Consider the following 23,536-nt stretch of genomic DNA (forward strand, 5'->3'; position numbering starts at 1 on the left):
CACTTGCCGCTTGCAGCTTGTAGCTTTTTTTGCTGCCTCAAGGAGGCCCCGTGCTGACTCATCTCGATTCCCAAGGTCGCGCCCATATGGTCGACGTCACCGACAAGTCCGTGACGTTCCGTGAGGCGGTGGCCCAAGCGCGGGTGCGCATGTTGCCGGCCACCCTGCAAATGATTGTCGACGGCGCCCACCCCAAGGGCGACGTGTTCGCTGTGGCCCGCATCGCCGGGATCCAGGCGGCAAAAAAAACCAGTGATCTGATCCCTCTGTGCCACCCGCTGATGCTCACCGGCGTCAAGGTCGAACTCAGCGCCGAAGGCGTGGATACCGTGTGCATCGTGGCGCGCTGCAAACTCTCCGGCCAGACTGGCGTGGAGATGGAGGCCCTGACCGCCGCCAGTGTTGCCGCGCTGACGATCTACGACATGTGCAAGGCCGTGGACCGTGGCATGACCATCGAAAGCGTGCGTCTGCTGGAAAAGCACGGCGGCAAGAGCGGGCATTTCAAGGCGGATGAGCAATGAGCATCAATGTGCTGTTTTTTGCGCGCTACGCCGAAGCGGTGGGCTTTGATTCGCTGGAGATGGAGGGCGATTTCGCCACCGTCGATGCAGTGCGCCTGGCGTTGGCGAGCGACCCTGAATTCGCAGTGCTCAACGAGAGCAGCTTGATGTGTGCGCGCAACGAGGAATTGTGCGACCTCAATGAACCGGTGCAGGCCGGTGATGAAATCGCGTTTTTCCCGCCCGTGACCGGAGGCTGAACATGGCGATTCGTGTGCAGGCCGGCGCCTTTGACCCGGGCGCCGAGGTCAATGCGATGCACGCGGCCAATGCCGGTGTGGGCGCGGTGGTCAGTTTTGTCGGCTATGTGCGCGACTTCAATGACGGGCGCGATGTAACGGGGATGTTTCTTGAGCACTATCCCGGCATGACCGAAAAGGCCCTGGCGAAAATCGGCGTGGAGGCCGAGCAGCGCTGGCCGTTGCTCAAGCTGGAAGTGCTGCACCGCATTGGCGCGCTGGAGCCGGGCGAGCCGATTGTGTTCGTCGCGGCCGCCAGTGCGCATCGCCAGGCTGCGTTTGATGCCTGTGCGTTTGTGATGGATTACCTGAAGACCCGGGCGCCGTTCTGGAAGAAGGAAAACACGCCGGACGGGGCGCGTTGGGTGGAAGGGCGCAGCAGTGATCACGCGGCTGCGGATCGCTGGAAATAGCCAGCCGGACACATATCTCAACACCAGCAGAGATCAAAATGTGGGAGGGGGCTTGCTCCCGATAGCGGTGGATCAGTCACAACATCATTGACTGACAACCTGTTATCGGGAGCAAGCCCCCTCCCACATTGTTGACCGCGTTTTAGCCCTTATGGGCGTTTGCGTTCCACAGCCCGCAATAGATGCGTCGACGGCGTTTCACAGCTGATCTTGCGCCCCAGCAGCGTCTCGATCGACGGCAACTGATACGAGTCATCCTCCCCGGCAAAGCTGATCGACACGCCAGCGGCACCCGCACGACCGGTCCGGCCGATGCGGTGTACGTAGTCGTCCGGCACTTCCGGCAGGGTGAAGTTGATCACGTGGCTGATGCCGTCAATGTGAATCCCGCGTCCGGCCACGTCGGTGGCCACCAGCACGCGAATCTTGCCTTCGCGGAAGCCTTCGAGGGTTTTGATGCGCTTGTGTTGCGGCACATCGCCCGACAGTTGCGCGGCGTTGACGCCATCGCGCACCAGGCGCTCCTCGATGCGGCGCACTTCGTCCTTGCGGTTGGCGAACACCATCACGCGCTCCCAACCGTTGTCGTTGATCAGGTTGTAGAGCAGCTTGTACTTGTCGGCACCGGCCACGGCGTAGATGTGCTGTTCGACGTTTTCGCTGGCGACGTTCAGCGCTTCGATCTCGACGATGGACGGGTCAGTGGTCCACTGCTTGGCGAGGTTCATCACGTCTTCGGTGAAGGTCGCGGAGAACAGCAGGGTCTGACGTTCGTCTTTTGGCGGGGTCTGGCGAATGATCTGACGCACTTGCGGGATGAAGCCCATGTCGAGCATGCGGTCGGCTTCGTCCAGCACCATCACTTCGACCATGTCCAGGTGCACGTCGCCGCGCTGGTTGAAGTCGAGCAGGCGGCCTGGCGTGGCCACGAGGATGTCGCAGTGGCGGGCTTCGAGGTGCTTGAGTTGCTTGTCGAAGTCCATGCCGCCCACGAACGTCATGACGTTGAGGCCGGTGTACTTGGTCAGGTCGGCGGCGTCCTTGGCGATCTGCACCACCAGCTCGCGGGTGGGGGCGATGATCAGTGCGCGCGGTTCACCCATATAGCGCTCTTTGGGCGGTGGCGTCTGCAGCAGCTGGGTGATGATCGAGATGAGAAACGCGGCGGTCTTGCCGGTGCCGGTCTGGGCGCGGCCGATGGCGTCCTTGCCGGCGAGGGTGAAGCCCAGCACCTGCGCCTGGATCGGCGTGCAGTACGGGAAGCCCAGGTCCTGGATGGCGTGCATCAGTTCCGGGGCGAGCTTGAAATCGTGGAAGCGGGTCTTGCCTTCCTGAGGCTCGACGACGAAGTCTTCGAGTTTCCAGGGGATGACTACCGGTTTGGGCTTGGGCGCACGTTCGCGAGGTGGCCTGGGAGCGGCGACGGGTTCCACCGCTGCGGCAGGTTCAGGCGGTTGGGCAATCGGCGCGCTGCGTCCTGGCTGATGAGCGTCCGTGCGCCGAGGGGCGGCAGGAACAGGCGCACTGGCAACTGGCGCGAGCGGCTCAGCCTCGCTTTTGCCGAACATCTTCTTGAGTGCTTTGAGCACGGTGATCTCATTAATGGGTTAAGGAATGTACGCCGGCCAGTGTAATGCAAGAATCGGGCGCGGCGTAGTGCGTCTGTCATACGGCTACATAAAGGCCGGGTTCAGCTCAGTCGCGCGAGCAACCAGGCACCGATGTCGTGAATCTCCTGAGGTAACACTTCGTGGCCCATTGGGTATTCCTGCCATGTCACGGTGACACCACGGCTCTTCAAATGCTCGAAGGCGCTGCGGCCCATGGCGTTCTGTACCACCTCGTCGTACTGGCCATGCAGGCACAGCGCCGGAATACGCTGTTGGCTGGCGGACAAGTGCAGCTCGTCGTCGAAGGTAGGCGCATAGGTGGAGAGTGCGATCACGCCACCCAACGGGCCCTGCCAGTTCAGATACGCGGTGTGAAATACCACTGCGCCGCCCTGGGAAAAGCCTGCGAGAAAAATCCGCGAGGCGTCTATTCCGGTTCTCTTCTGCGCTTCGATGAGGTCCGTGACCCTCTGCGTGGACGCGTCCAGCTCTTCCAGGCTGATCGAGCGTGCCGGGCTCATGGCCTTGATGTCGTACCAGCTGGGCATCGCGTAACCGCCGTTGATGGTCACCGCGCGGGTCGGCGCCTGGGGCAGCACGAAGCGGGTCGACAGCAGGGTTTCCTGCAGCGCTTCGGCCACCGGCATGAAGTCGTAGCGATCAGCGCCCAGGCCATGCAGCCAGATAACGCAGGCGTCTGCGGGCTTGGCGGGCTGAAGAATCAAGGGGTCGGTCATGTCTGCTCCATAAATGTGCGGGCGCTCCGATTGGGTGCGTCGGAACGGTGCGTAGCGGGTTGATCTGTTAACAAAGTGTCGCAAGGTTGAATCTTTTGCTCTTGACCCTGTGCTGAATCGACTCAGTCGTCACTCTGGTACGGCGCTTGCTATGCACAGAGCGATGTCAGGTCTCTTTCACGTCGGTAACACTATCAGTGACGCCGCTTGTGGGATAGCAACTGGACTTATAGCGACAGCCTCAAACCGTTTGACCCCAAAAAAAGCCAACACGGGTCAAAGTCGCCTCAAAAGGGTGCGGTGGGGTTCGAGCTCCGACACAACAAGAGCAAAACTGGAGGTTTGAATGAAGGTATTGAAATCCACCCTGGCCATCGTCACTGCGGCCGCTGTATTGGGTGTCAGTGGTTTTGCCCAAGCTGGTGCCACCCTGGACGCCGTGCAGAAGAAAGGCTTTGTGCAATGTGGCGTGAGTGACGGCCTGCCGGGTTTCTCGGTACCGGATGCCAGCGGCAAGATCCTCGGGATCGACGCTGACGTGTGCCGCGCCGTAGCCGCTGCCGTCTTTGGCGACGCGACCAAGGTCAAGTTCAGCCAGTTGAATGCCAAGGAGCGTTTCACCGCGCTGCAATCGGGCGAAGTCGACATTCTGTCGCGCAACACCACCATGACCAGTTCTCGCGATGCGGGCATGGGCCTGAAATTCCCGGGCTTCATCACCTACTACGACGGCATCGGCTTTCTGGTAAACAACAAGCTGGGCGTTAAAAGTGCCAAGGAACTGGACGGTGCAACCATCTGCATCCAGGCCGGTACCACCACCGAGCTGAACGTTTCCGACTACTTCCGTGGCAACAACCTCAAATACACCCCGATCACCTTCGACACCTCCGATGAAAGCGCCAAGTCGCTGGAATCCGGGCGTTGCGACGTGCTGACCTCCGACAAGTCCCAACTGTTCGCCCAGCGCAGCAAGTTGGCTTCGCCGAAGGACTACGTGGTGCTGCCGGAAACCATTTCCAAGGAACCGCTGGGCCCGGTCGTGCGTAACGGCGACGACGAGTGGCTGGCCATCGTGCGCTGGGTTGGCTACGCCATGCTCAACGCTGAAGAAGCCGGCATCACCTCGAAAAACGTTGAAGCCGAAGCCAAGTCCACCAAGAACCCGGACGTTGCACGTCTGCTCGGTGCCGACGGCGAATACGGCAAAGACCTGAAAGTGAAGAAAGACTGGGTCGTGCAGATCGTCAAGCAAGTCGGTAACTACGGCGAAGTGTTCGAGCGCAACCTGGGCAAGAGCACCCCGCTGGAAATCGACCGCGGCCTGAACGCACTGTGGAACAACGGCGGCATCCAGTACGCACCCCCTGTGCGCTGATCGCTGATGGTTCTGTCACCCGGTGGGCCAACCGCCGGGTGATGTTCTGTTCCATTCTTTTCGGGGCACTTCATGCAAAATCAAATCGGCGCACCCAAGCAGAAGCTCAGCTTCAGCGATCCCAAAGTGCGTGCGTGGCTCTTCCAGATCATCACGATTGTGGCGGTGGTCTCGCTGGGCTGGTACCTCTTCAACAATACGCAAACCAACCTTCAGCACCGGGGCATCACCTCGGGGTTCGACTTTCTTGAGCGCAGTGCCGGCTTCGGCATCGCGCAGCACCTGATCGACTACACCGAATCGGACAGCTATGCCCGGGTGTTTGTGATCGGCTTGCTCAACACCTTGCTGGTGACCGTGATCGGTGTGGTCCTGGCGACCCTGCTCGGCTTTATCATCGGCGTGGCGCGCCTGTCGCCCAACTGGATGATCAACAAGCTGGCGACGGTGTATGTGGAAGTGTTCCGCAACATCCCGCCATTGCTGCAGATTCTGTTCTGGTACTTCGCGGTGTTCCTGACCATGCCGGGGCCGCGTGCCAGTCACAACTTCGGCGATACCTTCTTCGTCAGCAGCCGTGGCCTGAACATGCCGGCAGCGCTGGCCGCCGATGGGTTCTGGCCGTTCGTGATCAGTGTGGTACTTGCCATCGTCGCCATCGTGCTGATGACGCGCTGGGCCAACAAGCGCTTCGAGGCCACGGGCGTACCGTTCCACAAGTTCTGGGCCGGTCTTGCACTGTTCATCGTGATCCCGGCGTTGTGCGCCTTGATCTTTGGCGCGCCGCTGCACTGGGAAATGCCCAAACTGCAAGGCTTCAACTTCGTTGGCGGCTGGGTATTGATCCCCGAACTGCTGGCGCTGACGTTGGCGCTGACGGTCTATACGGCGGCGTTCATTGCCGAGATCGTGCGTTCGGGCATCAAGTCCGTCAGCCACGGCCAGACCGAAGCCGCGCGCTCCCTGGGCCTGCGCCCCGGGCCGACGCTGCGCAAGGTGATCATCCCGCAGGCGCTGCGGGTGATCATTCCGCCGCTGACCAGCCAATACCTGAACCTGGCGAAAAACTCGTCACTGGCCGCCGGTATCGGTTACCCGGAAATGGTTTCGCTGTTTGCCGGCACGGTGCTCAACCAGACCGGCCAGGCGATTGAAGTCATTGCCATCACCATGAGCGTGTACCTGGCGATCAGCATCAGCATTTCCCTGCTGATGAACTGGTACAACAAGCGCATTGCGCTGATCGAGCGGTGAGGAAACCTGCATGAGTTCGCATACGTTCAAACCTGATATGCCGCCGCCGAACAAAGTCTTCGGGCCGATGGCATGGATGCGCGCCAACCTGTTCTCCAGCTGGCTCAACACCCTGCTGACCCTGTTGGCGTTTTACCTGATTTATTTGGTGGTCCCGCCGATCCTCAGCTGGGCCATCCTCGACGCCAACTGGGTGGGTACGACTCGTGCCGACTGCACCAAGGAGGGCGCCTGCTGGGTGTTCATCCAACAGCGCTTCGGGCAGTTCATGTACGGCTACTACCCGGGCGACCTGCGCTGGCGCGTGGATCTCACCGTGTGGCTGGCCATCGTTGGCGTGGCGCCGTTGTTCATCTCGCGCTTCCCGCGCAAGGCGATCTACGGCCTGGGCTTTCTGGTGCTGTACCCGATCATCGCGTTCTTCCTGCTGCACGGCGGCGCCTTCGGCCTGACCAACGTGGCGACCAGCCAATGGGGCGGCCTGATGCTGACCCTGGTGATCGCCACGGTCGGCATCGCCGGCGCCTTGCCGCTGGGCATCGTGCTGGCGCTGGGACGGCGCTCGAACATGCCGGCGATTCGGGTGGTCTGCGTGACCTTCATCGAATTCTGGCGTGGCGTGCCGTTGATCACCGTGCTGTTCATGTCGTCGGTGATGCTGCCGTTGTTTTTGCCCGAAGGCATGGGCATCGACAAACTGCTGCGGGCGTTGATCGGCGTGATCCTGTTCCAGTCGGCCTACGTGGCCGAAGTGGTGCGCGGCGGTCTGCAAGCCATTCCTAAAGGTCAGTACGAAGCGGCTGCGGCGATGGGTCTGGGTTACTGGCGCAGCATGGGCCTGGTGATTCTGCCGCAAGCCCTGAAGATGGTGATCCCCGGCATCGTCAACACGTTTATCGCGTTGTTCAAGGACACTAGCCTTGTGATCATCATCGGCCTGTTCGACCTGCTCAACAGCGTCAAGCAAGCCGCCGCCGACCCGAAATGGTTGGGTATGGCCACTGAGGGCTACGTGTTCGCTGCCCTGGTGTTCTGGATTTTCTGTTTTGGTATGTCGCGCTATTCCATTCATTTGGAACACAAGCTCGACACAGGCCACAAGCGTTAGGAGTTGATGTGATGAGCGAAGCGATCAAACAGCCTGTGAGCCCTGAAGGCATTATCCAGATGCAGGGCGTCAACAAGTGGTACGGCCAGTTCCACGTGTTGAAAGACATCAACCTCAACGTCAAGCAGGGCGAGCGAATCGTGCTGTGCGGCCCGTCGGGGTCGGGCAAGTCCACCACCATCCGCTGCCTCAACCGTCTGGAAGAGCACCAGCAGGGCCGCATCGTGGTCGATGGCGTGGAGCTGACCAACGACCTCAAGCAGATCGAAGCGATCCGCCGTGAAGTCGGCATGGTGTTCCAGCACTTCAACCTGTTCCCGCACCTGACCATCCTGCAGAACTGCACGCTGGCGCCGATGTGGGTGCGCAAGATGCCCAAGCGCAAGGCCGAGGAAATCGCCATGCACTACCTGGAGCGCGTGCGCATTCCGGAGCAGGCGCACAAGTTTCCGGGGCAACTCTCCGGCGGCCAGCAACAGCGTGTGGCGATTGCCCGCGCGCTGTGCATGAAGCCGAAGATCATGCTGTTCGACGAACCGACCTCGGCCCTCGATCCCGAGATGGTGAAAGAGGTATTGGACACCATGATCGGCCTGGCCGAAGACGGCATGACCATGTTGTGCGTGACCCACGAAATGGGTTTTGCGCGCACTGTGGCCAACCGTGTGATCTTCATGGACAAGGGCGAAATCGTTGAGCAGGCGGCGCCGAATGACTTCTTCGACAATCCGCAGAATGATCGGACCAGGTTGTTCTTGAGCCAGATTTTGCATTGATCGAAGCGTGAATGAATAAACCCGGCCTGGCGCCGGGTTTGTTTTTTGGGGCTAGGACGCCTTGAGTGCTTCTGCGTCGTCGTTCACGGTGTAGGTGAAGGCGCCACGCAGATCAGCGCCGTCTGCCAGGATCTTCGCATCCGCAAGCAAGTGCGGGTGACGATCCAGAAGCCGCATCAGCAGTACCAACGGTTTGGGGGCAAGCAACTCGCCACGTTCGTAGCGAGAGAATGCGTTGTGACCGCCGCCGGACAGCAACTCCACCGCTTCCTTTTGTGTCAGGTGCAGTTTGCGGCGGATGCGTTTCATCTCGGCGCCGATCATTTGCCGAGCGGCGAGGATCAACTCATCCTTTGCTTGGCCGTAGCGGTCTGCGCTGTCGTTGTCCTGGTCCCAGAATCCGTCGCCGCAGACCTTGCATTCCCAGCCTGATAGATTGTCGATCCGACGTTCCATGCCCTTGATGCTGATGGTTTCGCTGCGACCCTCGAAGTGGTGCAATGCGTCGGGGGCGCCGCAGATGTAGCACAGCTCTGCTTTTTTCATGGATTTTTCTCCTTGAAAGAGACTACCGGAGGTCTACCGTTTGTTCGGTACGTGACCTTGATGTAAATCTGTGTGCCTGTTGAGTGAGTGTGGTACACGTCCTGCCAGACTCGATGGTCTCCATAAGTGGTCATCGACTTGTACAACATCCAGTTCTGTAACTCATAAATGACGGCCTGCATGTCTTCGATGCTATAGCCAAGAGCCTCACCGCACTCCTCTGCCGTGCGGGTAAACGCTTTCCTGCCAAGCCGCCTCACATCCGCCTTTATCACCGCCAAATCGTAATGAGGTGTGTACTTTTCCATAAGACACCTGAGTCCAATAATTACCCTATAAGGGTAATTTTACCAATCGAAAATACTGCTCCTTTTCCTGCTTAAGAACCCTAGTGCCTTGCCTTTGTAGGCAACTCCGAATAGGTTGTAGGGAAATTCATCCTATGATTGGACGAAAGCACGAAATCCATGACAGACATCGCCCCCCTGATCAAACGCTCCCTGGTCGACCAGGCCTTGGAGCAACTGCGCTGGCGTATCACCGAAGGCAAATGGGCCATCGGCGAGCGCCTGCCCACCGAGCCGGAGTTGTCCGCCGAGCTGGGCATCAGCCGCAACACCGTGCGCGAGGCGATGCGTGTATTGGCGTTTTCCGGGTTGATCGAAATTCGCCAGGGTGACGGCAGTTACCTGCGTTCGATGAGCGACCCACTGGGCACGATGCGTGTGCTGTCCCATTGCTCCCTGGAGCAAGCGCAAGAGACGCGGCAGATTCTGGAAGTGCAAGCGATCGGCCTTGCAGCCCTGCGCCGTACCGAGCACGACCTCAAGGTCTTGCGGGTGGCACTCGATGCCAGCGCCGCGCTGTACCACGGCGACCTGGAGGCCTATATCAGCGCCGACCTGGTCTTCCACCAATACTTGGTGGATGCCGCGCACAACACCGCGTTGAGCGAGCTGTACCAATACTTTTCCGCGATCGTCGGCGCGCAGTTGCGCCAGACCCTGAACATCACGCCACGTCGCCAGGCGGTGTTCGACCTGCACACCGAACTGCTCGATGCGGTGGAACAGCAAGATCCGCAGCGCGCCAAATCCCTCTGCCGGCAGTTGATCAATGAACCGTAAAACCAAACCTGCGACCGAACTCGAAGAACTGTTGATCGACGCTGAAATCGACGACGAGGTGGTGCAGCACAGCCATCCGGTCGTCACGCGGCCTTGGTTGCTGTTGCTGGGGTTGATCCTGGTGGCGCTGAATCTGCGTCCGGCGTTATCGAGCCTGGCTCCGCTGCTCAGCCAGGTGTCCGACAGCCTTGGATTATCGGCAGCCAGGGCCGGGTTGCTGACCACCTTGCCGGTGCTGTGCCTGGGCCTGTTCGCACCGCTGGCGCCGATCCTGGCACGGCGCTTTGGCGCCGAGCGTGTGGTGCTGGGGATTTTGCTGATGCTGGCCGCTGGTATTACGCTGCGCAGCGCGTTTGGTGAGGCGGGCCTGTTTAGCGGCAGCCTGATCGCCGGTGCCAGCATCGGCATCATCGGCGTGTTGTTGCCGGGTATCGTCAAGCGCGACTTCGCCAGGCAGGCCGGTGCCATGACCGGTGTGTGTACACCATGGCCCTGTCCCTGGGGGCGGCGCTGGCGGCGGGGGCGACGGTGCCGTTGAGCCATTACTTTGCCGACAGCTGGTCGCTTGGCCTGGGCTTCTGGATGCTGCCGGCGCTTATCGCGGCGTTGTTCTGGTTGCCCCAGGCCCGGCACAAACACACCGCTCACCCTGTGGCTTCGCGGGTCAAAGGTCTGTTGCGCGATCCGCTGGCCTGGCAAGTGACCCTGTACATGGGGCTGCAATCGTCGCTGTCATATATCGTGTTTGGCTGGATGCCATCGATTCTGATCGACCGGGGCCTGAATGCGACGGACGCGGGGTTTGCGCTGTCTGGATCCATCGTCTTGCAACTGCTCAGCGCACTGACCGCGCCGTGGCTGGCCACGCGGGGCAAGGATCAGCGCCTGGCGATTGTGGTGGTGATGCTAATGACGCTCGGTGGCTTGTTCGGCTGCCTGTACGCGCCGATCGACGGCCTCTGGGGTTGGGCGGTTTTGCTCGGCCTGGGGCAGGGTGGCACGTTCAGCCTGGCGCTGACCCTGATTGTGCTGCGTTCGCGGGACGCACACGTGGCGGCCAGCCTCTCGGGCATGGCCCAGGGTTTCGGCTACACCCTGGCGTCGATGGGGCCGCTGGCCGTGGGTTTGATCCACGACTGGAGCGGCGGCTGGAGCGCGGTCGGCTGGGCGTTCGGCGTGATCGGGGTGGCCGCCATCATCGCCGGCCTTGGCGCTGGCCGCGCGCTGTACGTGGGTGCCGGCCGCGCGCGGCGCTGAGGGCTACAGGTATTTGACTTCCAGCGTGGCTGAGCCGTCGATCGGCAGCTCATAGTCCACGTTCAGGTTGTCGGCGCGATAGATGATGGTGTCGACGCGCAGGTCGACCACCAGGTCTTTGGCCGGTAATACCTGGGAGGCATCGTCCTGCGTGGCGATCGAGGTGTAGCGGCCGGGTTTCATGAAATCGTGCTTGTACCAGGTGTCGCCCTGGTTATCGGAGCCGATCGTCTGCACCGCCACGTTGTCGGCGATCGCATTGGCCAGGCCCAGTGTGTAATGGCCCAGCCGCTGACCGCCCGCGATGAAACCCAACCCGTATCGGTCGTCAAAAACGCTCGAACCGACGCGATTGTCGATCGAGTGCAAGGCGAGCGTGGTGGCGGCCTCACAGTTCACGCCCAGGGTCAGCAGGTGGCTTGCGATGAGGGTCGGTTCGGTCAGGTTCAGGTCTTTAATGGAGATTTTACCGTGATCGATCACGCCGCCACCGGACAGGCTCGGGGTGCAGGCACTGGGTGTGATCAGGCCGCGAACGCCAAGGTCGACGCTGGACGCTGCGACCGCGTGGCCCGCGCTCGCCATTACGGACGCGGCAAAAAACATGTTCAGGCGCTTCATGAAGTGTTCCTTTTTTCAGGGAAAGGGTGGGTGTCGTGTGTTTGTTTACAGGTACACAACTTCCAGGGTGGCCGAGCCGTCCATCAGCGTTTCCACACTGAGATCAAGGTTCTGCCGGGCGTTGATCGTGGCTTCAAGCGTCAGCGTGCTGGTCAGGCGTCGGATGGCCGAGGGGCCGGCAACGCTGCCCATCACGTCGGTGAATCCCAACAGGCTGCGCGAGCCAATATCGATGGGGTTGAGGTTGGCGGTGCGCCAGGCCACGCCGCCGGTGGTGGACTCGGTGCCGTACGCCACCGCCAGGTCGTCGACGACGGTTTGTTTCGGGTCGAAACTCACTGAATACACACCGATCTTGTTGCCGCTGGTGTCCAGTCCCAGGCCGTAGAAAATTTCGCTGTTGACGTGGGCCGTGCCGTCGCGGTTGTCGCGCATGCGCAGGGCGAAACGGCCGGGGGCGTTGCAGTTTACTGTCAGCGTCAAGTATTTAAGGGGCAGGCGGGTGCCTTTGGTGAGATTGAGGTCATTGCGGGAAATCTTGCCGAAGTCGATCAGGCCGCCGCTGGATAACAGCGGCGTGCAGGCCATCGGCGTAATCAGGCCCGTGACGGTCAGGTCAACGGTCGATGCGGCGTGCGCCGCGCCCGTCAGCAGGGGTAATGCAATAAGTGGCATCAGCAGGGGTTTCATGGTGGTGCTCCTAGGGATAGTGAATTTCGAGGGTGGCCGCGCCGTCCAGCCGCACCTCGCTGGCCAGGTCCAGGGAACTCAGCGGTGCGATCACCGCTTCCAGGCTCGCGGTGGCGCTGAGTTGTTGAATTGGCAAAGGGCCGCTGGTACTGCCGACGCTCGCGCTGAAGCCCAGGTAACGGCTGGCGCTTATCGAAAGAGGGCTGGCGCTGGCGCTGCTCCAGGCCGAGGTGCCCGTGGCCGAATCGGTGCGATACAGCTGTGGCCAACTGTCGGCGGTGGTGCGTGCGGGATCGAATATCAGGCGATAGCGGCCAATTCTGTTTTGCCGGGCGTCCAGGCCAAGGCCGAAGAGAGTGTCGTCGGCCGGCCCCGTTGCTGAGCCGACGCGGTTGTCCCCCAGGCGCAGGGTGAAGGCGCTGGGCGCATCGCACGCCACGCTGACGATCAAGGGACGTGCGGGCAGCGCGGTCTCCTTGTGCATGTTCAGGTCCATCACCGACAGTTTGCCGAAGTCCACCGTGCCGCCGCCGGACAGGCTCGGCGTACAGGCTGCCGGCGCAAAGCGTGCCTGCAGGCGCAGTTCCTGCGAGCGGCCGCCATTGATGGCATCGAACACGCCGCTTTCGTCCCATGTCACCGCATCGTTGACCCGCGATGCGTCTGCGCTGGCCCAGGCGCTGACCTGAATCTGCACTGACAAGCTGCGCCCGCTCACCGGCACGCCGGCGCGCATCGGCACGATGCCGTGTTCCGGCCGCCAGCGCAGGCTTGTCGCGGTACTGATCGGGGACTGGCCGCTGCCGGCGAGCAAGCCCAGGTCTACCGCCCGACCATCGAGCAGTGCATCGCCCACCTGCAACCCGTAGCTGCCGCGCGCGGTGAACGCGAAGCGCTCGATGCCTGCGCCCATGGCGCGATAGAACAGGCTCATGTCGGTGGTGTTCGGGCAATTGAAGGTCAGGCTCAAGCGCCGTTCGCCCAATAAACGGTCGGCCTTTGGCGTCAATGCGACGGCGCGATTCATCAGGCCGAAATCCACCAGCGATTCGCTCAGGTTCAACTGGCACTCATCCGCGCCGAAGGCGCAGGCGCCCGGCAGCAAGGCGAGGGCGAGCAAGGCAGGTTTCAAACCCATGGTTAAGGTCCTCATGGTTGGCACCGCGCCGGTGCGGTTTCGTAATACGCGTCGGGATTGCCGCGTTCGGGCAGCTCGAATTCGAGGCGGCAGCGGGCCTGGCCCGGCTCGCTGATCCACAGCGCACGGCGGTTGAGCACGTCGGGCAGGAACACCTGGCTGCCTTCCTGCACCAGGGTCACGAACTCGCCGTCGTCCGTACTCACGGCTGCGCCCCGTGCGAGCGGTCGGCCATCGGCAGTGCTGACGTTGAGCAGCGCGCGGCGCGTCAGGGCGACGCCGAACTCGACTTTATCCACCGCACCACGCCCGGCGGACAGCACCGCCAGGCCGTTGCTGATATCGGCATTGCGCGGCAGCGAACGGGTTTGCACTTCCACCGGGCTGCGCCCATACGGACTCAGTTGCGGCACCACGGCCTGGCCTTGCCAGTCGGTCCACACCGGGCCGCTGGGGGTGCTGACCTGGATACCGGCCATGTCGCCCACCGACATCACTGCAAAGGTCTCGCGCACGGGGTAGGGCGAGAAGGTCAGGCCGTCGCCGTGCAGCACCACGCCACCGCGCGCGCCGCCCTGATAGCTGGAACGCTCGGCATTGTTGCGGGTGTAGTTGAAGTCCAGTTGGCTGTAATAGGGCAGCGCCGAGACGCCGAGGGACGATTCCACCTCACGGTCGCGGCTGTCGCGTTCCACGCCCACGCGGTAGCTCAGTTGGTCGTTGAGCTGTTCGCTGAGTCCGGCGCCTGTACGCTGTTCGCCGCCGGCATTACGGGTCCAGGCGCGACCCCTGCGGTTTTCGCCCAGGGGCACGCTGATGTTCAGGTACACGCTGTCATCGCTCTGCTGGCGCCCGCCGACTTGCCACTCGGCACTGGCCGACACCGACACCCGACCAACACGGCTACCCCACGACGCCAATGCCCTGCTGCTGTTGTCGCCGGTGAAGTTGGAGGAGCGCGAGACCCCGGCGCTGAACGCGCCGAGCATCGGGTGCGACCAGGACGCTGTGGCGCTTTGCTGGTCGCGGTAGCGCGTACGTTGTTGTTCGCGGGTCGTGGTGGTGTAGGTGGAGTCTTCCAGGTCGCGGTAGCCCAGGCTGCGCCAGGAGCCGGCCGTGGTGATCGACCAGCTTTCGGACACGCGTTGGGACCACGAAAAATCGCTTTGCACGCCGCGTTCGTTGCCTTGGCGGCTGGCCTGGGCGAGCTGGGCCGAGACCTGAAACTGGCCGTCCTGCCAGGGCAACCACCCCAGGTTCAGGCCGCTGGCGCGGTAGTCTTCAGCGGCCAGCACGCCGGCGCCAATGCTGACCTGCGGGTGCAACGCGCCGCTCCAGCCGCCGCTTAGCACCCACGGCTCGGCGCCTTCACCTCGGCCGACCTTGCGCACCCGACCGGCGGCCACCGAATAGCCCGGTGCCGGCAGTCCCAGGCCGAGCATGGCGGCCGGCACCGTGAAGCGTCGCTCTTGCCCCGTGGTTTCCCTGATCGTGACTTCCACATCGGAGCGCCCGTTCAGGCGCCGCACGTCAGTCAGCGAAAACGGCCCGGCGGGCACCACGGTGGAATGAATCAGCGTGCCGTTCTGGCGCACCTCCACCTGGGCCGGGCTGTTGGCGATGCCGGTGATCGTTGCGCCCTGGTTCTGGTCCTGCAGTGCGGTTTCGTTCAGCACCTGGGCGCCGGTAATCTGCGCGCCGGCCAGCACCGGGTTGTACAGGGTGAGCTGTCCGGCCTGGAACACCGCCTGTTGTTCGGCGAAGGTGCGTTGGGCGTAGGCGTCCAGGTGCGTGGTGCGCGAGACCTTGTCCTGCCAAGTGCGCACCTGGCGGCTGCGCACGATCCAGTCACCGGCATTGAAGCCCACCTCGGTGTTGGCCGAGCCGAAGCGGCTGTTGTCTTCGCCATACTCGTTATACAGACCGGTGAGGTCGTAGTTGAGCAGCCCGGCAAACCCGCCGGTCTGGTAGCCGGACACGTCCTGCTCCGCCGGACGCAATGCGTCCGTGGGCACCACCAGCGACAGGCTGAGGCTGGCCGGGTCTTGCTCGATGACGGTTTGCGGGTAGGCGTCGAGAAAACCGTGGCACTCGGCGTTGGCGTCCGGCGCGCGCAAATTGCCCGCGTCCAACAGCGCCTGGTTAAAGCACAGCGCGCCGCGGTCATCAAACACCACCTCCACGCGCCCGCGCCGCTGGCCATTGACGTTGAGGTTGAGGGCATGACGCCCGGACGCGAATCGGGGCGCCTGTAGCAGCAGGTTGGCAAGCTGCGGGTCGATGCCGCGCTGGGACAGGGTTTGAGGGTCGAACGAACCGGCGCTTTCGTCGGCCAGGCTATCGCCGTTCGGCAGCGTGGTGCCCAGGCTCAGCGCCAGACCTGCCAGCAGTCGGCGCAGTGTACGCGGTGAAACGCCGGGCATGGCTTTGCCGTCACGATCAGTCTTAACTGTGCTCACAAGGTGTACTCGTATTAGAGAGATGCGCCGCGCCACTCCCTGACTCGGGCACACTCCTGGTGGCCTTCAATGGGAGGCCACTTCGTCGTCAGGGCGCCGCAACCCGTCCTACGGCGCTGTGATCAAAGGGTGATCGGTGCTTCGTAAGGCCCCACGGCAAACCCGTAGACGGTGGCCGGCTGCAATTGCACGGTGCTGGCCCGGGTCTGGCTGGCGGTGACCGTCAGGGTTTCGCCCGGCAACACATAGGTGCGTGGCAACAGTGCCGAACCGTTGCCCGGTAACAGCCTCAGCTCCTGGGCCAGGCGCACCACGTAGGGCGTCGGGTTATGCACGCTCAACTGGTTGTTTTGCAGGCTCCAGGTCAGGCCGGTCCAGGGCGTGCGGTTGGGGGCCAGGCCCTTGGGATGCAGGATCACCGGCAGGTTCTGGCGCACCGTTACGCCCACGCGGGCATGGCCGGCCTCGGCGGCGGCACGGCCCTGGGGCATGCCTTCGAAGATCACGCGTTTCAAGCGTTGCGTGGTCAGTGGCGTCGGTGATTGCAGGATGAAACGGATCAACTGGCTTTTGGACGGCTCAACCCGCGTCAGCGGTGGTGTGACAAACAGCAGCGTTGCGGTGTCTTCCGGAATGTCTTCGAGGGTCACATGCAGCAGCGCCAGCTTTGAGTCGGTGTTGGTGACCGACACCGAGGCTTCGCCATCGGCTTCATTGACGATCACCACCGAGGTATCCGGCACCATGCCGTCGGCCAGCACCAGGGTCGGCCCCCACAAGGTCAGGGCCACGGCGGCCAGGTACAGGCCGGTGTAGCGAACAAGGTTGAACAGCCGTGAGAGCAGGGCAAAACGCGGGGCGGGAAACATGGCTAGAGGTACCTCAGGTCGAGCACGATGGAGCCGTCCAGCGGCACGTCCTGGTCGAGAGTCAGAAAGGCAGCAGCGTTGATCGACGTGTCGATCTGCAAGGTGGCGTCGATCCTGCGATGGGGTTCAGGGATCAGCGTGCCGGGCGTGGCGAAGCCCATGTAATTGTCTGGATACGCATTGTCTTCCGGAAACCAGGTCTCGCCCTGGTTGCTCGACGCCAGGACCAGCACGCGCAGGCTGTCGCCGTACGCTTCGCGAATCGCCAGCGAGACCGATCCCAGGCGCTCACTTGGCGCATGAATGTTGTGGCCCAGGCCGTAATAAAATCCCGGCCCTACAGACGACGCGGCGCGGTTATCCACACCCACCAGCACAAACAGCACTGGCTGATTGCAGCTCACGTGCAGGTCAAGGTTGCGCGTGGGCAGCGCGGTGAATTCGTAGTGGTTGAGTGAGCGCGCCGGCACCCGTCCGTGATCGACAACGCCGTCGGAGGACAGGGACGGTGCGCAGGCGCTGGGCGTGATGACGCCGGTTAATGTCATCTCGGTGGACGACGCACACAGCGCAGGTGTGGCGGGAAGGCAGAGGCACAGCGTCAGCAGACGGCGCGAGAGCATGTTCATGGTCAGGTTTGAAACCGTGATTTAAGGAGACATCCGTGGCAATCGCGCCACGCCGTGCAGGCATGGCGGACCGGGCGTTAGAGGTACTTGACGGTCAGGGTGACAGAGCCGTCGATGGCCACTTCGTTGTTCAGGGTCAGGCCATTGGCGGGGGCTATCACCGGGCGGATAATCATGTCAGCGGTCATCTGGCTAACCGGCGTGGGCGTGTTCACGTCGCTTGCGGTAACCGAAAGAAGGGCGCCCTTTTGAAACATGTGCAGCGGTGTCCAACTGGTGCCGTTGTTGAACGATGTGATAACTCGGGAAGCGACGCCATCGGCGGTTGCATTCAAGAGCGTCAGCTCCATCCCGCCGAGTTTCTCGCTGTCGTTGGTCATGCCCAGACCGAATAACCCCGTGTCGTTTTCGTACTCCGAGCCTGCGCGATTGTCCTTCGGCTCCAGGGCCATCAGGGTTGCCGCATCGCACCTCACGGTCAGTTGCAGCGACTGGAAGGGCAGAGCGGTATAACTGTCGGCCTTCAGATCTTTCGCGGAAATCTTGCCAATATCCACATTGCCGCCATTCGGCAGGCTTGGCTCGCATGCACTCGGGGTGATCAGCCCGCGTACAGTCAGGTCAACGCTGGAGGCCGCCACTGCACTGCCGGCAGTGGTCAGCAGCAAGGCGGCGAAAAGGGTATTGAGGGGCTTCATGGTGGTACTCCTACAGGGGGAAGGGGGTAAACGGATTTACAGGTACTTGAGCTGCAACGTGGCCTGGCCATCGACGGGTACTTCGTCGATTAGCGTGAGCGCATTGGCCGGCACGATGATCGAGAACGCCCGCAGCCGAGCGTTCAGTTCCTTGATGGCGATAGGGGTGTTGGTGCCGATGGCGGCGAACGACGTCAGCCCATCGTGGCCGAGGTAATTGGACGCTGACCAACTGCTGCCGCCATTGCGCGAGACGATCACGTTGACCGCGTTTTCATCGGCCAACGGATCGAACAGGGTGAACGTCACGCTGCCGAGCTTCTCGTCTTTGGGGGTCAGGCCCAGGCCGTGGTCTTGCCGGTTGATGGCCGAGGTGCCCGCGCGGTTATCGATGGTGGTCAGGGTAAAAAACGTTTCACCCTCGCAGTGCACTTCCAGGCGCAACTCAGCCGGGGCCAGCAGCGTGGGCTGGGTCTGCTTGAGGTCCTTGGCGGTCATCTTGCCGTGGTCGATCAAGCCACCATTGGTGAGGGTGGGCGTGCAGGAACTGGGCACAATCGCCCCGGAGACGCTCAAGTCGGTAGTGCTGGCGGCGAAGGCGCCTGGCGCACAGGCCGCAAGCAGGAAGGCGAGGGTGGTTCTGTCCATAGGTACACGTCCTTGGGTTCTAAGAAAATTCCTGGGGGAAAGCCAAACCACCCTGGTGGTGCAGTTGCCCAGGGCCGTCGTTAAAGCGCTGAAGGGCGCGTGGGAGTAAATTTAGCGCCGGGCCGGCGGAACGGAAATACAACTAATACGAATGACACGGTGGCAATGGAATTGAGGCCTGTTGTTGAGGGCATCGCCGCCGGTTGTGGTGTGGCGACCCTGCAGTGGAGCGCGACGTTGCCCTCTTCAAGCGTGTTGCACGTCAGAGGTACTGGATGGTCAGCGTGGCAGAGCCGTCGATTTGCACTTCATTGGCCAGGTTGAGGTCTTTGGCCGGGGCAATCATCGGCGCGACCACCAGGTCAGTCGTCAGCGCCTTGATCGGAATCGGCACCCACGGACCGTTCAAGCCGGCCCCGAAGGCTGCGAGGTTGTTGCGTTGCCATATGGCATCGTCAAGTTCCATCCACGTCACGCCGCCGTCGAATGATTCCATGGCCGCGACGACCGCGGTGTCCGCGACGGAATTGGCCATCAGCAAGTAGTAACGCCCGATTTTTTGCGTGTTGTCGATCAGGCCCAGGCCGTAGCCCGTCGAGGCCGTTGAGGACGAGGCGCGATTGTCGGTGCCTTGCAGGGCGAACAAGGTGCTGGCGTCGCAATCGATGCTCATCCGCAGCGTGCGTCTGGGCAGCACGGTGTTGGTGTCCTGCTTGAGGTCTCCGGCCGAAATCTTGCCCAGGTCAATGTTGCCGTTGCTGGACAGCCCGGGCGTGCACGCGCTCGGTGTGATCACGCCACTGACGCTCAGGTCGACGCTGCTGGCGGCGAAGGCGTTGCTCAGGCATCCAGTGAGAAGAATGGCCGAGCAGGCGGCTAAAGGCTTTTTCATGGGGTGCGGCTCCGGTGTCTGTTTTTTAAGTGGGGTAGGTCAGCGTTGTCCCCCTTGATGAGGCGCCGGGGAATTTAGCCAGAGGGGCTCCGTGGGGAAATGCAACTAATACGAGACTGAGCGAATGTCGTACAGCCACGGTCGGCAATGTCGGATCGCTTTATCAGATGGGAAGCGCCTACTGGAGTTTTCGTACTTGTTGTATCGCTGATGTGCATTCGTCCGGATATGTTCAAAGCTCGAAGCGCATTTATTTGAATCTCATCGTTGAGGTTCAGGGCATCGTCTTTGGGCGAAAGGTTCGCGTGTGACCACCGTCATGCCGGCTGGGCAGTTCGCTCTCGTGAAGAGGGCTTTATGTCGGGCACGTTTCCAGAAGGAAGTTCATGCCAGGCAGACCCCGACGCTGCCTGCGAGTGGCGTGAAAGTGGCGCTCGCGTGTTGGTGGTGGACGATCACGGCACCTACCGCCTGTTGCTCGGTTCTCTGTTGGAAAAGCTTGGCGTCTCGCATCTCTGTTGCAGTGATGGTCGTCAGGCGTTGAAGGCGTTGGAGGCGCTGCACTATGACGTGGTCATCACCGACTGTTGCATGCCGGTGATGGACGGCTACGCAATGACGCGTGAACTGCGCCGTCGCGAGCGTGCGGCGCGCAGCCCAGCCTGTTGCGTGCTGGCCTTTACCGCGAGCCTGGGGCCCGGGGATATCCAGCGCTGCCTGGCCTGTGGGATGGATGGCTGGCTGGTCAAGCCGATCGGCCTGGCCAAACTCCGTGAGGTGTTGCGCTATTGGTTGGCCGCGCCCCAGGTACGGGTGGGCGCAGTCGAGCCTTTCTCTTTGTCTGTGCACGGCAGGCGACCCACGCGCGCCAGTCTGGTCGCCATGTTCGGTTCCTGGGAAATGACCCAGCCGCTGTTAGTCAGCCTGATCCAGGAAGCCCGCCATGATCTCTTCATTCTGAAGCACGCCCTGGCCTGTCTGGATGGGACGTTGACCAGTCAACGGCTGCACCGTTTGATGGGCAGCGTCGCGTTTCTGGGCAACACCGGCCTTGAACCACGGGCCGTGCATTTGATTGAACGGGTCAATCAATCGGGTGTTTCGGACAATGCAGTGGCTCTGCAGGATTTTTTTTGGGATGTGGAACATTACCTACAGTACTTGGGAAGTCTCTAATCCTTAGTTGCTGTAGGAATACATACTTCTGCGTCGTAGTACTTCTCTGTATGTAATTTCTTTTATTTCTGTGGGTAACAACTGATGGCACTTAAAACATTGGGTGGGGCCAATTTCACGCAGTTATTGACGGTTGTTGCCTACAGCCAGTCGGGATATTTTGCTACTAACTAATTGCCGTCATGGGAAAAACCGATGCTTCGCATAATTATTGCTGACGATCACCCTATCGTCCGAGTCGGGCAAAAAGTCGTGATAGAGGCGAGTGGTAAATGTAAAGTCGTGGGCGAGGCCAATGGCCCGGACGAACTGCTGGCGCTGGTGGCCAAGACCCCCTGTGATGTGATCGTGACGGACTTCGCCATGCCGGGCGACCAGCAAGCGGATGGCTACGGCCTGCTGGGCTTGTTGCACCGCCAGTTTCCCAAGGTGCCGGTGATCGTGGTGACCATGTTCGCCAACGTTGCGACCTTGCGCACAGCGCTGTCCCACGGTGCGCGGGCGGTGGTGGCCAAAAGTGCGTCGGCGCGTGAGTTGCCCCAGGCCCTGCAAACCGTAGTGCAAGGGCGCAACTTTATCAGTGAGTCCCTGCGTGCGCAGCTCGACCTGGCGGGCCTGGCCCAGCCCACGCAGGCACCGCAGCTGTCGGGCAAGGAACAGGAAGTGGTCAGGATGCTCGCCAGCGGCATGACCGTCAGCCAGATCGCGGCGCGGGTCAATCGCAGTATTTCCACCATCAGTAAACAGAAAAGCACTGCCATGCACCGCTTGTGTATCTCTACCGATGTGGACTTGTTTGCTTACGCGCGGGATGCAGGCATGGTGCCTTAGTGAATGCCCGTGGCTTTCCATTGCCGTGCAGACTATTGTGCGCTCCTACAAAAACGATTCACGGAGCTGCACATGAGTGATGCCCACACCGCGTTGATCACCCGTTTTTACGAGGCCTTCCAACGGCTGGATGCCGAAGCCATGGCCGCCTGCTACACCGACGACGTGGTGTTCAGCGACCCGGCCTTCGGTGAGCTGCGCGGGCGCGACGTGGGTGACATGTGGCGCATGCTCACCACGCGGGCCAGGGACTTTTCCCTGACCTTCGACCATGTGCGCAGCGATGACAGCACCGGCAGCGCGCATTGGGTGGCGACTTACCTGTTCAGTGCGACCGGCAACACGGTGGTCAATGACATTGGCGCGCGGTTCGTGTTTCGCGATGGCAAGATCTGCGAGCACCATGACCACTTTGACCTGTGGCGTTGGTCGCGCCAGGCGCTGGGCCTCAAGGGCTGGCTGCTGGGCTGGTCGCCGGCGCTGAAAAACGCCGTGCGGGCCCAGGCGCGCAAAGGCTTGCAGGCATTCCAGGCCGGGCGTTGATAAGCTTGGCGCTTTCCCATTGTGCCGAATCGCCCCGTGACCCCTCCGACTGAAGCCAAGCCCTGGTACGTTTATCTGGTGCGTGCCGCCAATGGCTCCCTCTATTGCGGCATCAGCAACGATCCGCAACGCCGTTTTTCCATGCACCAGAGCGGCAAGGGCGCGCGGTTCTTCCTGTCCAGCCCGGCTGTGGCGCTGGTGTACACCGAGCAATGCGCGACGAAGGGCGAGGCGTTGCGTCAGGAACGGTTGATCAAGAAATTGAAAAAAAGCGCCAAGGAGTGCCTGGCCCGTAGTGGTGCATTGATCTGACTGATAGCGTCTCATCACGCCACCTGAGCACTTGGCGCGTTAAGCTGCGGGTTCATTCGCCAAGTGGACCGCCACATGTCTGAGCTCATCCTGCATCACTACTCAACGTCACCTTTCGCAGAAAAAGCTCGGCTGCTGCTGGGCTTCAAAGGCTTGTCGTGGCATTCCGTGCATATTTCGCCGGTGATGCCCAAGCCGGACCTGACCGCCTTGACCGGCGGTTATCGCAAGACCCCGGTGTTGCAGGTGGGCGCGGATATCTATTGCGATACCGCGCTGATCGCGCGCCGTCTGGAGCAGGAAAAAGCCAGTCCTGCGCTGTTCCCGCCGGGCCAGGAAATGATCACCCAGACCTTCGCCACCTGGGCCGACAGCGTGGTATTCGCCCACGCCGTGAGCCTGGTGTTCCAGCCGGAATCGGTGGCGGTGCGCTTCGGCAAATTGTCCCCGGACGCGGTCAAGGGCTTTCTTGCCGACCGCGCCGCACTGTTCAGCGGCGGCACGGCGAGCAGGTTGCCGGTGGAGCTGGCCAAGCATCAGTGGCCGGCGATCATGGCGCGCCTGGAGCAGCAGCTTAAGGCCGGACATTTTCTGTTCGGCGAACCCTCGATTGCCGACTTTGCCCTGGCTCATTGTTTGTGGTTTCTCACGGCCACGCCGGTGACTGCGCCGCTGGTGGATGCGTATCCGGCGGTGACCGCGTGGTTGGCGCGGGTGCTGGCGTTCGGTCACGGCAGCGCCAGTGAAATGAGTGCCGAACAGGCGCTGGAGATTTCCCGTAATGCCACGCCGGCCGCGTTGCCGGACGAGGTGTTCGAGGACTTGAATGGCTTCCACCCCGGGCAGGCAGTCACTGTCAGCGCAATCGACTACGGCGTTGATCCTGTTGCGGGCGAGTTGCTGTTTGCCGGGCGCGAAGCGCTGATCCTGCGCCGCACCGACGAACGCGCAGGCACCGTGCATGTGCACTTCCCGCGCTGGGGTTTTCGCATTCAGGCGCAATAATCGAAAATATTTGCAAA

At 61.8% G+C, this 23,536-nt stretch carries 26 protein-coding genes and 1 pseudogene; 14 read left to right on the top strand and 13 right to left on the bottom strand.

The window, feature by feature from the left end:
• Positions 1-50 precede the first annotated feature (50 nt).
• From moaC to moaE, 3 genes are read left to right on the top strand one after another with little or no spacing between them, the layout of a single operon-like run.
• On the top strand, positions 51-524 hold the full coding sequence (gene moaC / locus LUB09_RS15785; protein WP_209988905.1) for a cyclic pyranopterin monophosphate synthase MoaC: 474 nt from the start codon (positions 51-53) through the stop codon (positions 522-524).
• The gene (moaD, locus tag LUB09_RS15790; protein ID WP_209988908.1) at positions 521-763 is read left to right on the top strand and encodes a molybdopterin converting factor subunit 1; all 243 of its coding nucleotides are present in this window, start codon (positions 521-523) and stop codon (positions 761-763) included. The genes moaC and moaD overlap by 4 nt, the downstream gene beginning before the upstream one ends.
• A 2-nt stretch (positions 764-765) precedes the next feature.
• Positions 766-1,215 carry a molybdopterin synthase catalytic subunit MoaE gene (gene moaE / locus LUB09_RS15795; protein ID WP_231423009.1) on the top strand — a complete coding sequence of 150 codons (450 nt, stop codon included), beginning with the start codon at positions 766-768 and terminating at the stop codon, positions 1,213-1,215.
• A 149-nt stretch (positions 1,216-1,364) separates the two neighbouring features.
• Here moaE and rhlB read toward each other — a convergent pair whose 3' ends face one another.
• The gene (rhlB, locus tag LUB09_RS15800) at positions 1,365-2,810 is read right to left on the bottom strand and encodes an ATP-dependent RNA helicase RhlB (protein WP_231423044.1); all 1,446 of its coding nucleotides are present in this window, start codon (positions 2,808-2,810) and stop codon (positions 1,365-1,367) included.
• Between the two features lie 95 nt (positions 2,811-2,905).
• Positions 2,906-3,562, bottom strand: coding sequence for an alpha/beta hydrolase (locus LUB09_RS15805; protein WP_231423010.1), 657 nt, complete (start codon positions 3,560-3,562; stop codon positions 2,906-2,908).
• 346 nt (positions 3,563-3,908) lie between these two features.
• On the opposite strand from LUB09_RS15805, the gene LUB09_RS15810 reads away from it, so the two are divergent.
• From LUB09_RS15810 to LUB09_RS15825, 4 genes are all read left to right on the top strand, one after another.
• A complete protein-coding gene (locus LUB09_RS15810) occupies positions 3,909-4,940 on the top strand; it encodes an amino acid ABC transporter substrate-binding protein (RefSeq protein WP_053254520.1) in 1,032 nt (343 codons plus the stop codon).
• 72 nt (positions 4,941-5,012) lie between these two features.
• Positions 5,013-6,194, top strand: a complete 1,182-nt coding sequence (locus tag LUB09_RS15815; protein ID WP_209988917.1) for an amino acid ABC transporter permease — start codon at positions 5,013-5,015, stop codon at positions 6,192-6,194.
• 10 nt (positions 6,195-6,204) lie between these two features.
• Complete coding sequence (locus LUB09_RS15820) at positions 6,205-7,302, top strand: amino acid ABC transporter permease (protein WP_057006782.1); 1,098 nt, start codon at positions 6,205-6,207, stop codon at positions 7,300-7,302.
• Between the two features lie 11 nt (positions 7,303-7,313).
• Complete coding sequence (locus LUB09_RS15825; protein ID WP_065934436.1) at positions 7,314-8,078, top strand: amino acid ABC transporter ATP-binding protein; 765 nt, start codon at positions 7,314-7,316, stop codon at positions 8,076-8,078.
• Between the two features lie 51 nt (positions 8,079-8,129).
• Here the strand turns inward: LUB09_RS15825 and LUB09_RS15830 are convergent, their stop codons facing one another.
• Together LUB09_RS15830 and LUB09_RS15835 are read right to left on the bottom strand one after the other, a co-directional pair.
• Complete coding sequence (locus LUB09_RS15830) at positions 8,130-8,624, bottom strand: type II toxin-antitoxin system MqsA family antitoxin (protein WP_209988921.1); 495 nt, start codon at positions 8,622-8,624, stop codon at positions 8,130-8,132.
• Positions 8,621-8,932, bottom strand: a complete 312-nt coding sequence (locus LUB09_RS15835) for a type II toxin-antitoxin system MqsR family toxin (RefSeq protein WP_209988923.1) — start codon at positions 8,930-8,932, stop codon at positions 8,621-8,623. The genes LUB09_RS15830 and LUB09_RS15835 overlap by 4 nt, the downstream gene beginning before the upstream one ends.
• A 159-nt stretch (positions 8,933-9,091) precedes the next feature.
• Here LUB09_RS15835 and LUB09_RS15840 point away from each other — a divergent pair, with 159 nt between their 5' ends.
• Positions 9,092-9,751 (top strand): FadR/GntR family transcriptional regulator, encoded by a 660-nt coding sequence (locus LUB09_RS15840; RefSeq protein WP_231423011.1) that lies wholly within the window; start codon positions 9,092-9,094, stop codon positions 9,749-9,751.
• A pseudogene (locus LUB09_RS15845) lies at positions 9,741-11,008 on the top strand (CynX/NimT family MFS transporter). The gene LUB09_RS15840 and the pseudogene LUB09_RS15845 overlap by 11 nt, the downstream one beginning before the upstream one ends.
• Positions 11,009-11,011: 3 nt before the next feature.
• Here the strand turns inward: LUB09_RS15845 and LUB09_RS15850 are convergent.
• The 9 genes from LUB09_RS15850 to LUB09_RS15890 form a co-directional block, all read right to left on the bottom strand.
• The gene (locus LUB09_RS15850) at positions 11,012-11,629 is read right to left on the bottom strand and encodes a DUF1120 domain-containing protein (RefSeq protein WP_209988931.1); all 618 of its coding nucleotides are present in this window, start codon (positions 11,627-11,629) and stop codon (positions 11,012-11,014) included.
• Positions 11,630-11,674: 45 nt separating this feature from the next.
• Positions 11,675-12,319 (bottom strand): DUF1120 domain-containing protein, encoded by a 645-nt coding sequence (locus LUB09_RS15855; RefSeq protein WP_231423012.1) that lies wholly within the window; start codon positions 12,317-12,319, stop codon positions 11,675-11,677.
• 10 nt (positions 12,320-12,329) lie between these two features.
• Positions 12,330-13,457 (bottom strand): DUF1120 domain-containing protein, encoded by a 1,128-nt coding sequence (locus LUB09_RS15860; protein WP_231423013.1) that lies wholly within the window; start codon positions 13,455-13,457, stop codon positions 12,330-12,332.
• 11 nt (positions 13,458-13,468) lie between these two features.
• Positions 13,469-15,880, bottom strand: a complete 2,412-nt coding sequence (locus LUB09_RS15865) for a fimbria/pilus outer membrane usher protein (protein WP_442964103.1) — start codon at positions 15,878-15,880, stop codon at positions 13,469-13,471.
• A 158-nt stretch (positions 15,881-16,038) separates the two neighbouring features.
• Positions 16,039-16,785: a fimbria/pilus chaperone family protein gene (locus LUB09_RS15870; RefSeq protein WP_231423015.1), complete on the bottom strand. Its 747-nt coding sequence runs from the start codon at positions 16,783-16,785 to the stop codon at positions 16,039-16,041.
• A gap of 2 nt (positions 16,786-16,787) precedes the next feature.
• On the bottom strand, positions 16,788-17,414 hold the full coding sequence (locus LUB09_RS15875) for a DUF1120 domain-containing protein (protein WP_209988943.1): 627 nt from the start codon (positions 17,412-17,414) through the stop codon (positions 16,788-16,790).
• Positions 17,415-17,491: 77 nt separating this feature from the next.
• On the bottom strand, positions 17,492-18,112 hold the full coding sequence (locus LUB09_RS15880; RefSeq protein WP_231423016.1) for a DUF1120 domain-containing protein: 621 nt from the start codon (positions 18,110-18,112) through the stop codon (positions 17,492-17,494).
• Between the two features lie 36 nt (positions 18,113-18,148).
• The gene (locus tag LUB09_RS15885; RefSeq protein ID WP_231423017.1) at positions 18,149-18,760 is read right to left on the bottom strand and encodes a DUF1120 domain-containing protein; all 612 of its coding nucleotides are present in this window, start codon (positions 18,758-18,760) and stop codon (positions 18,149-18,151) included.
• A 262-nt stretch (positions 18,761-19,022) separates the two neighbouring features.
• Complete coding sequence (locus LUB09_RS15890; RefSeq protein ID WP_209988952.1) at positions 19,023-19,652, bottom strand: DUF1120 domain-containing protein; 630 nt, start codon at positions 19,650-19,652, stop codon at positions 19,023-19,025.
• A gap of 357 nt (positions 19,653-20,009) precedes the next feature.
• Here LUB09_RS15890 and LUB09_RS15895 point away from each other — a divergent pair, with 357 nt between their 5' ends.
• The 5 genes from LUB09_RS15895 (at position 20,010) to LUB09_RS15915 (ending at position 23,519) form a co-directional block, all read left to right on the top strand.
• Positions 20,010-20,828 carry a response regulator gene (locus LUB09_RS15895; RefSeq protein ID WP_231423018.1) on the top strand — a complete coding sequence of 273 codons (819 nt, stop codon included), beginning with the start codon at positions 20,010-20,012 and terminating at the stop codon, positions 20,826-20,828.
• Positions 20,829-21,023: 195 nt separating this feature from the next.
• Positions 21,024-21,659, top strand: coding sequence for a response regulator transcription factor (locus tag LUB09_RS15900; RefSeq protein WP_209988959.1), 636 nt, complete (start codon positions 21,024-21,026; stop codon positions 21,657-21,659).
• A 72-nt stretch (positions 21,660-21,731) separates the two neighbouring features.
• The gene (locus tag LUB09_RS15905) at positions 21,732-22,202 is read left to right on the top strand and encodes a nuclear transport factor 2 family protein (protein ID WP_231423019.1); all 471 of its coding nucleotides are present in this window, start codon (positions 21,732-21,734) and stop codon (positions 22,200-22,202) included.
• A gap of 36 nt (positions 22,203-22,238) precedes the next feature.
• Positions 22,239-22,514 (top strand): GIY-YIG nuclease family protein, encoded by a 276-nt coding sequence (locus LUB09_RS15910; protein WP_209988965.1) that lies wholly within the window; start codon positions 22,239-22,241, stop codon positions 22,512-22,514.
• A gap of 75 nt (positions 22,515-22,589) precedes the next feature.
• The gene (locus LUB09_RS15915; protein WP_209988968.1) at positions 22,590-23,519 is read left to right on the top strand and encodes a glutathione S-transferase family protein; all 930 of its coding nucleotides are present in this window, start codon (positions 22,590-22,592) and stop codon (positions 23,517-23,519) included.
• Positions 23,520-23,536 lie beyond the last annotated feature (17 nt).

This window comes from Pseudomonas sp. Leaf59 (assembly GCF_920984685.1).
Lineage (GTDB): Bacteria > Pseudomonadota > Gammaproteobacteria > Pseudomonadales > Pseudomonadaceae > Aquipseudomonas.

Bases quoted from the DNA above. Each gene is read 5' to 3' on its own strand.
- moaD (WP_209988908.1), top strand. From the start codon at position 521: ATGAGCATCAATGTGCTGTTTTTTGCGCGCTACGCCGAAGCGGTGGGC.
- moaE (WP_231423009.1), top strand. From the start codon at position 766: ATGGCGATTCGTGTGCAGGCCGGCGCCTTTGACCCGGGCGCCGAGGTC.
- LUB09_RS15805 (WP_231423010.1), bottom strand. From the start codon at position 3,562: ATGACCGACCCCTTGATTCTTCAGCCCGCCAAGCCCGCAGACGCCTGC.
- LUB09_RS15810 (WP_053254520.1), top strand. From the start codon at position 3,909: ATGAAGGTATTGAAATCCACCCTGGCCATCGTCACTGCGGCCGCTGTA.
- LUB09_RS15815 (WP_209988917.1), top strand. From the start codon at position 5,013: ATGCAAAATCAAATCGGCGCACCCAAGCAGAAGCTCAGCTTCAGCGAT.
- LUB09_RS15820 (WP_057006782.1), top strand. From the start codon at position 6,205: ATGAGTTCGCATACGTTCAAACCTGATATGCCGCCGCCGAACAAAGTC.
- LUB09_RS15825 (WP_065934436.1), top strand. From the start codon at position 7,314: ATGAGCGAAGCGATCAAACAGCCTGTGAGCCCTGAAGGCATTATCCAG.
- LUB09_RS15830 (WP_209988921.1), bottom strand. From the start codon at position 8,624: ATGAAAAAAGCAGAGCTGTGCTACATCTGCGGCGCCCCCGACGCATTG.
- LUB09_RS15835 (WP_209988923.1), bottom strand. From the start codon at position 8,932: ATGGAAAAGTACACACCTCATTACGATTTGGCGGTGATAAAGGCGGAT.
- LUB09_RS15840 (WP_231423011.1), top strand. From the start codon at position 9,092: ATGACAGACATCGCCCCCCTGATCAAACGCTCCCTGGTCGACCAGGCC.
- LUB09_RS15850 (WP_209988931.1), bottom strand. From the start codon at position 11,629: ATGAAGCGCCTGAACATGTTTTTTGCCGCGTCCGTAATGGCGAGCGCG.
- LUB09_RS15855 (WP_231423012.1), bottom strand. From the start codon at position 12,319: ATGAAACCCCTGCTGATGCCACTTATTGCATTACCCCTGCTGACGGGC.
- LUB09_RS15860 (WP_231423013.1), bottom strand. From the start codon at position 13,457: ATGGGTTTGAAACCTGCCTTGCTCGCCCTCGCCTTGCTGCCGGGCGCC.
- LUB09_RS15865 (WP_442964103.1), bottom strand. From the start codon at position 15,880: ATGCCCGGCGTTTCACCGCGTACACTGCGCCGACTGCTGGCAGGTCTG.
- LUB09_RS15870 (WP_231423015.1), bottom strand. From the start codon at position 16,785: ATGTTTCCCGCCCCGCGTTTTGCCCTGCTCTCACGGCTGTTCAACCTT.
- LUB09_RS15875 (WP_209988943.1), bottom strand. From the start codon at position 17,414: ATGAACATGCTCTCGCGCCGTCTGCTGACGCTGTGCCTCTGCCTTCCC.
- LUB09_RS15880 (WP_231423016.1), bottom strand. From the start codon at position 18,112: ATGAAGCCCCTCAATACCCTTTTCGCCGCCTTGCTGCTGACCACTGCC.
- LUB09_RS15885 (WP_231423017.1), bottom strand. From the start codon at position 18,760: ATGGACAGAACCACCCTCGCCTTCCTGCTTGCGGCCTGTGCGCCAGGC.
- LUB09_RS15890 (WP_209988952.1), bottom strand. From the start codon at position 19,652: ATGAAAAAGCCTTTAGCCGCCTGCTCGGCCATTCTTCTCACTGGATGC.
- LUB09_RS15895 (WP_231423018.1), top strand. From the start codon at position 20,010: ATGTCGGGCACGTTTCCAGAAGGAAGTTCATGCCAGGCAGACCCCGAC.
- LUB09_RS15900 (WP_209988959.1), top strand. From the start codon at position 21,024: ATGCTTCGCATAATTATTGCTGACGATCACCCTATCGTCCGAGTCGGG.
- LUB09_RS15905 (WP_231423019.1), top strand. From the start codon at position 21,732: ATGAGTGATGCCCACACCGCGTTGATCACCCGTTTTTACGAGGCCTTC.
- LUB09_RS15915 (WP_209988968.1), top strand. From the start codon at position 22,590: ATGTCTGAGCTCATCCTGCATCACTACTCAACGTCACCTTTCGCAGAA.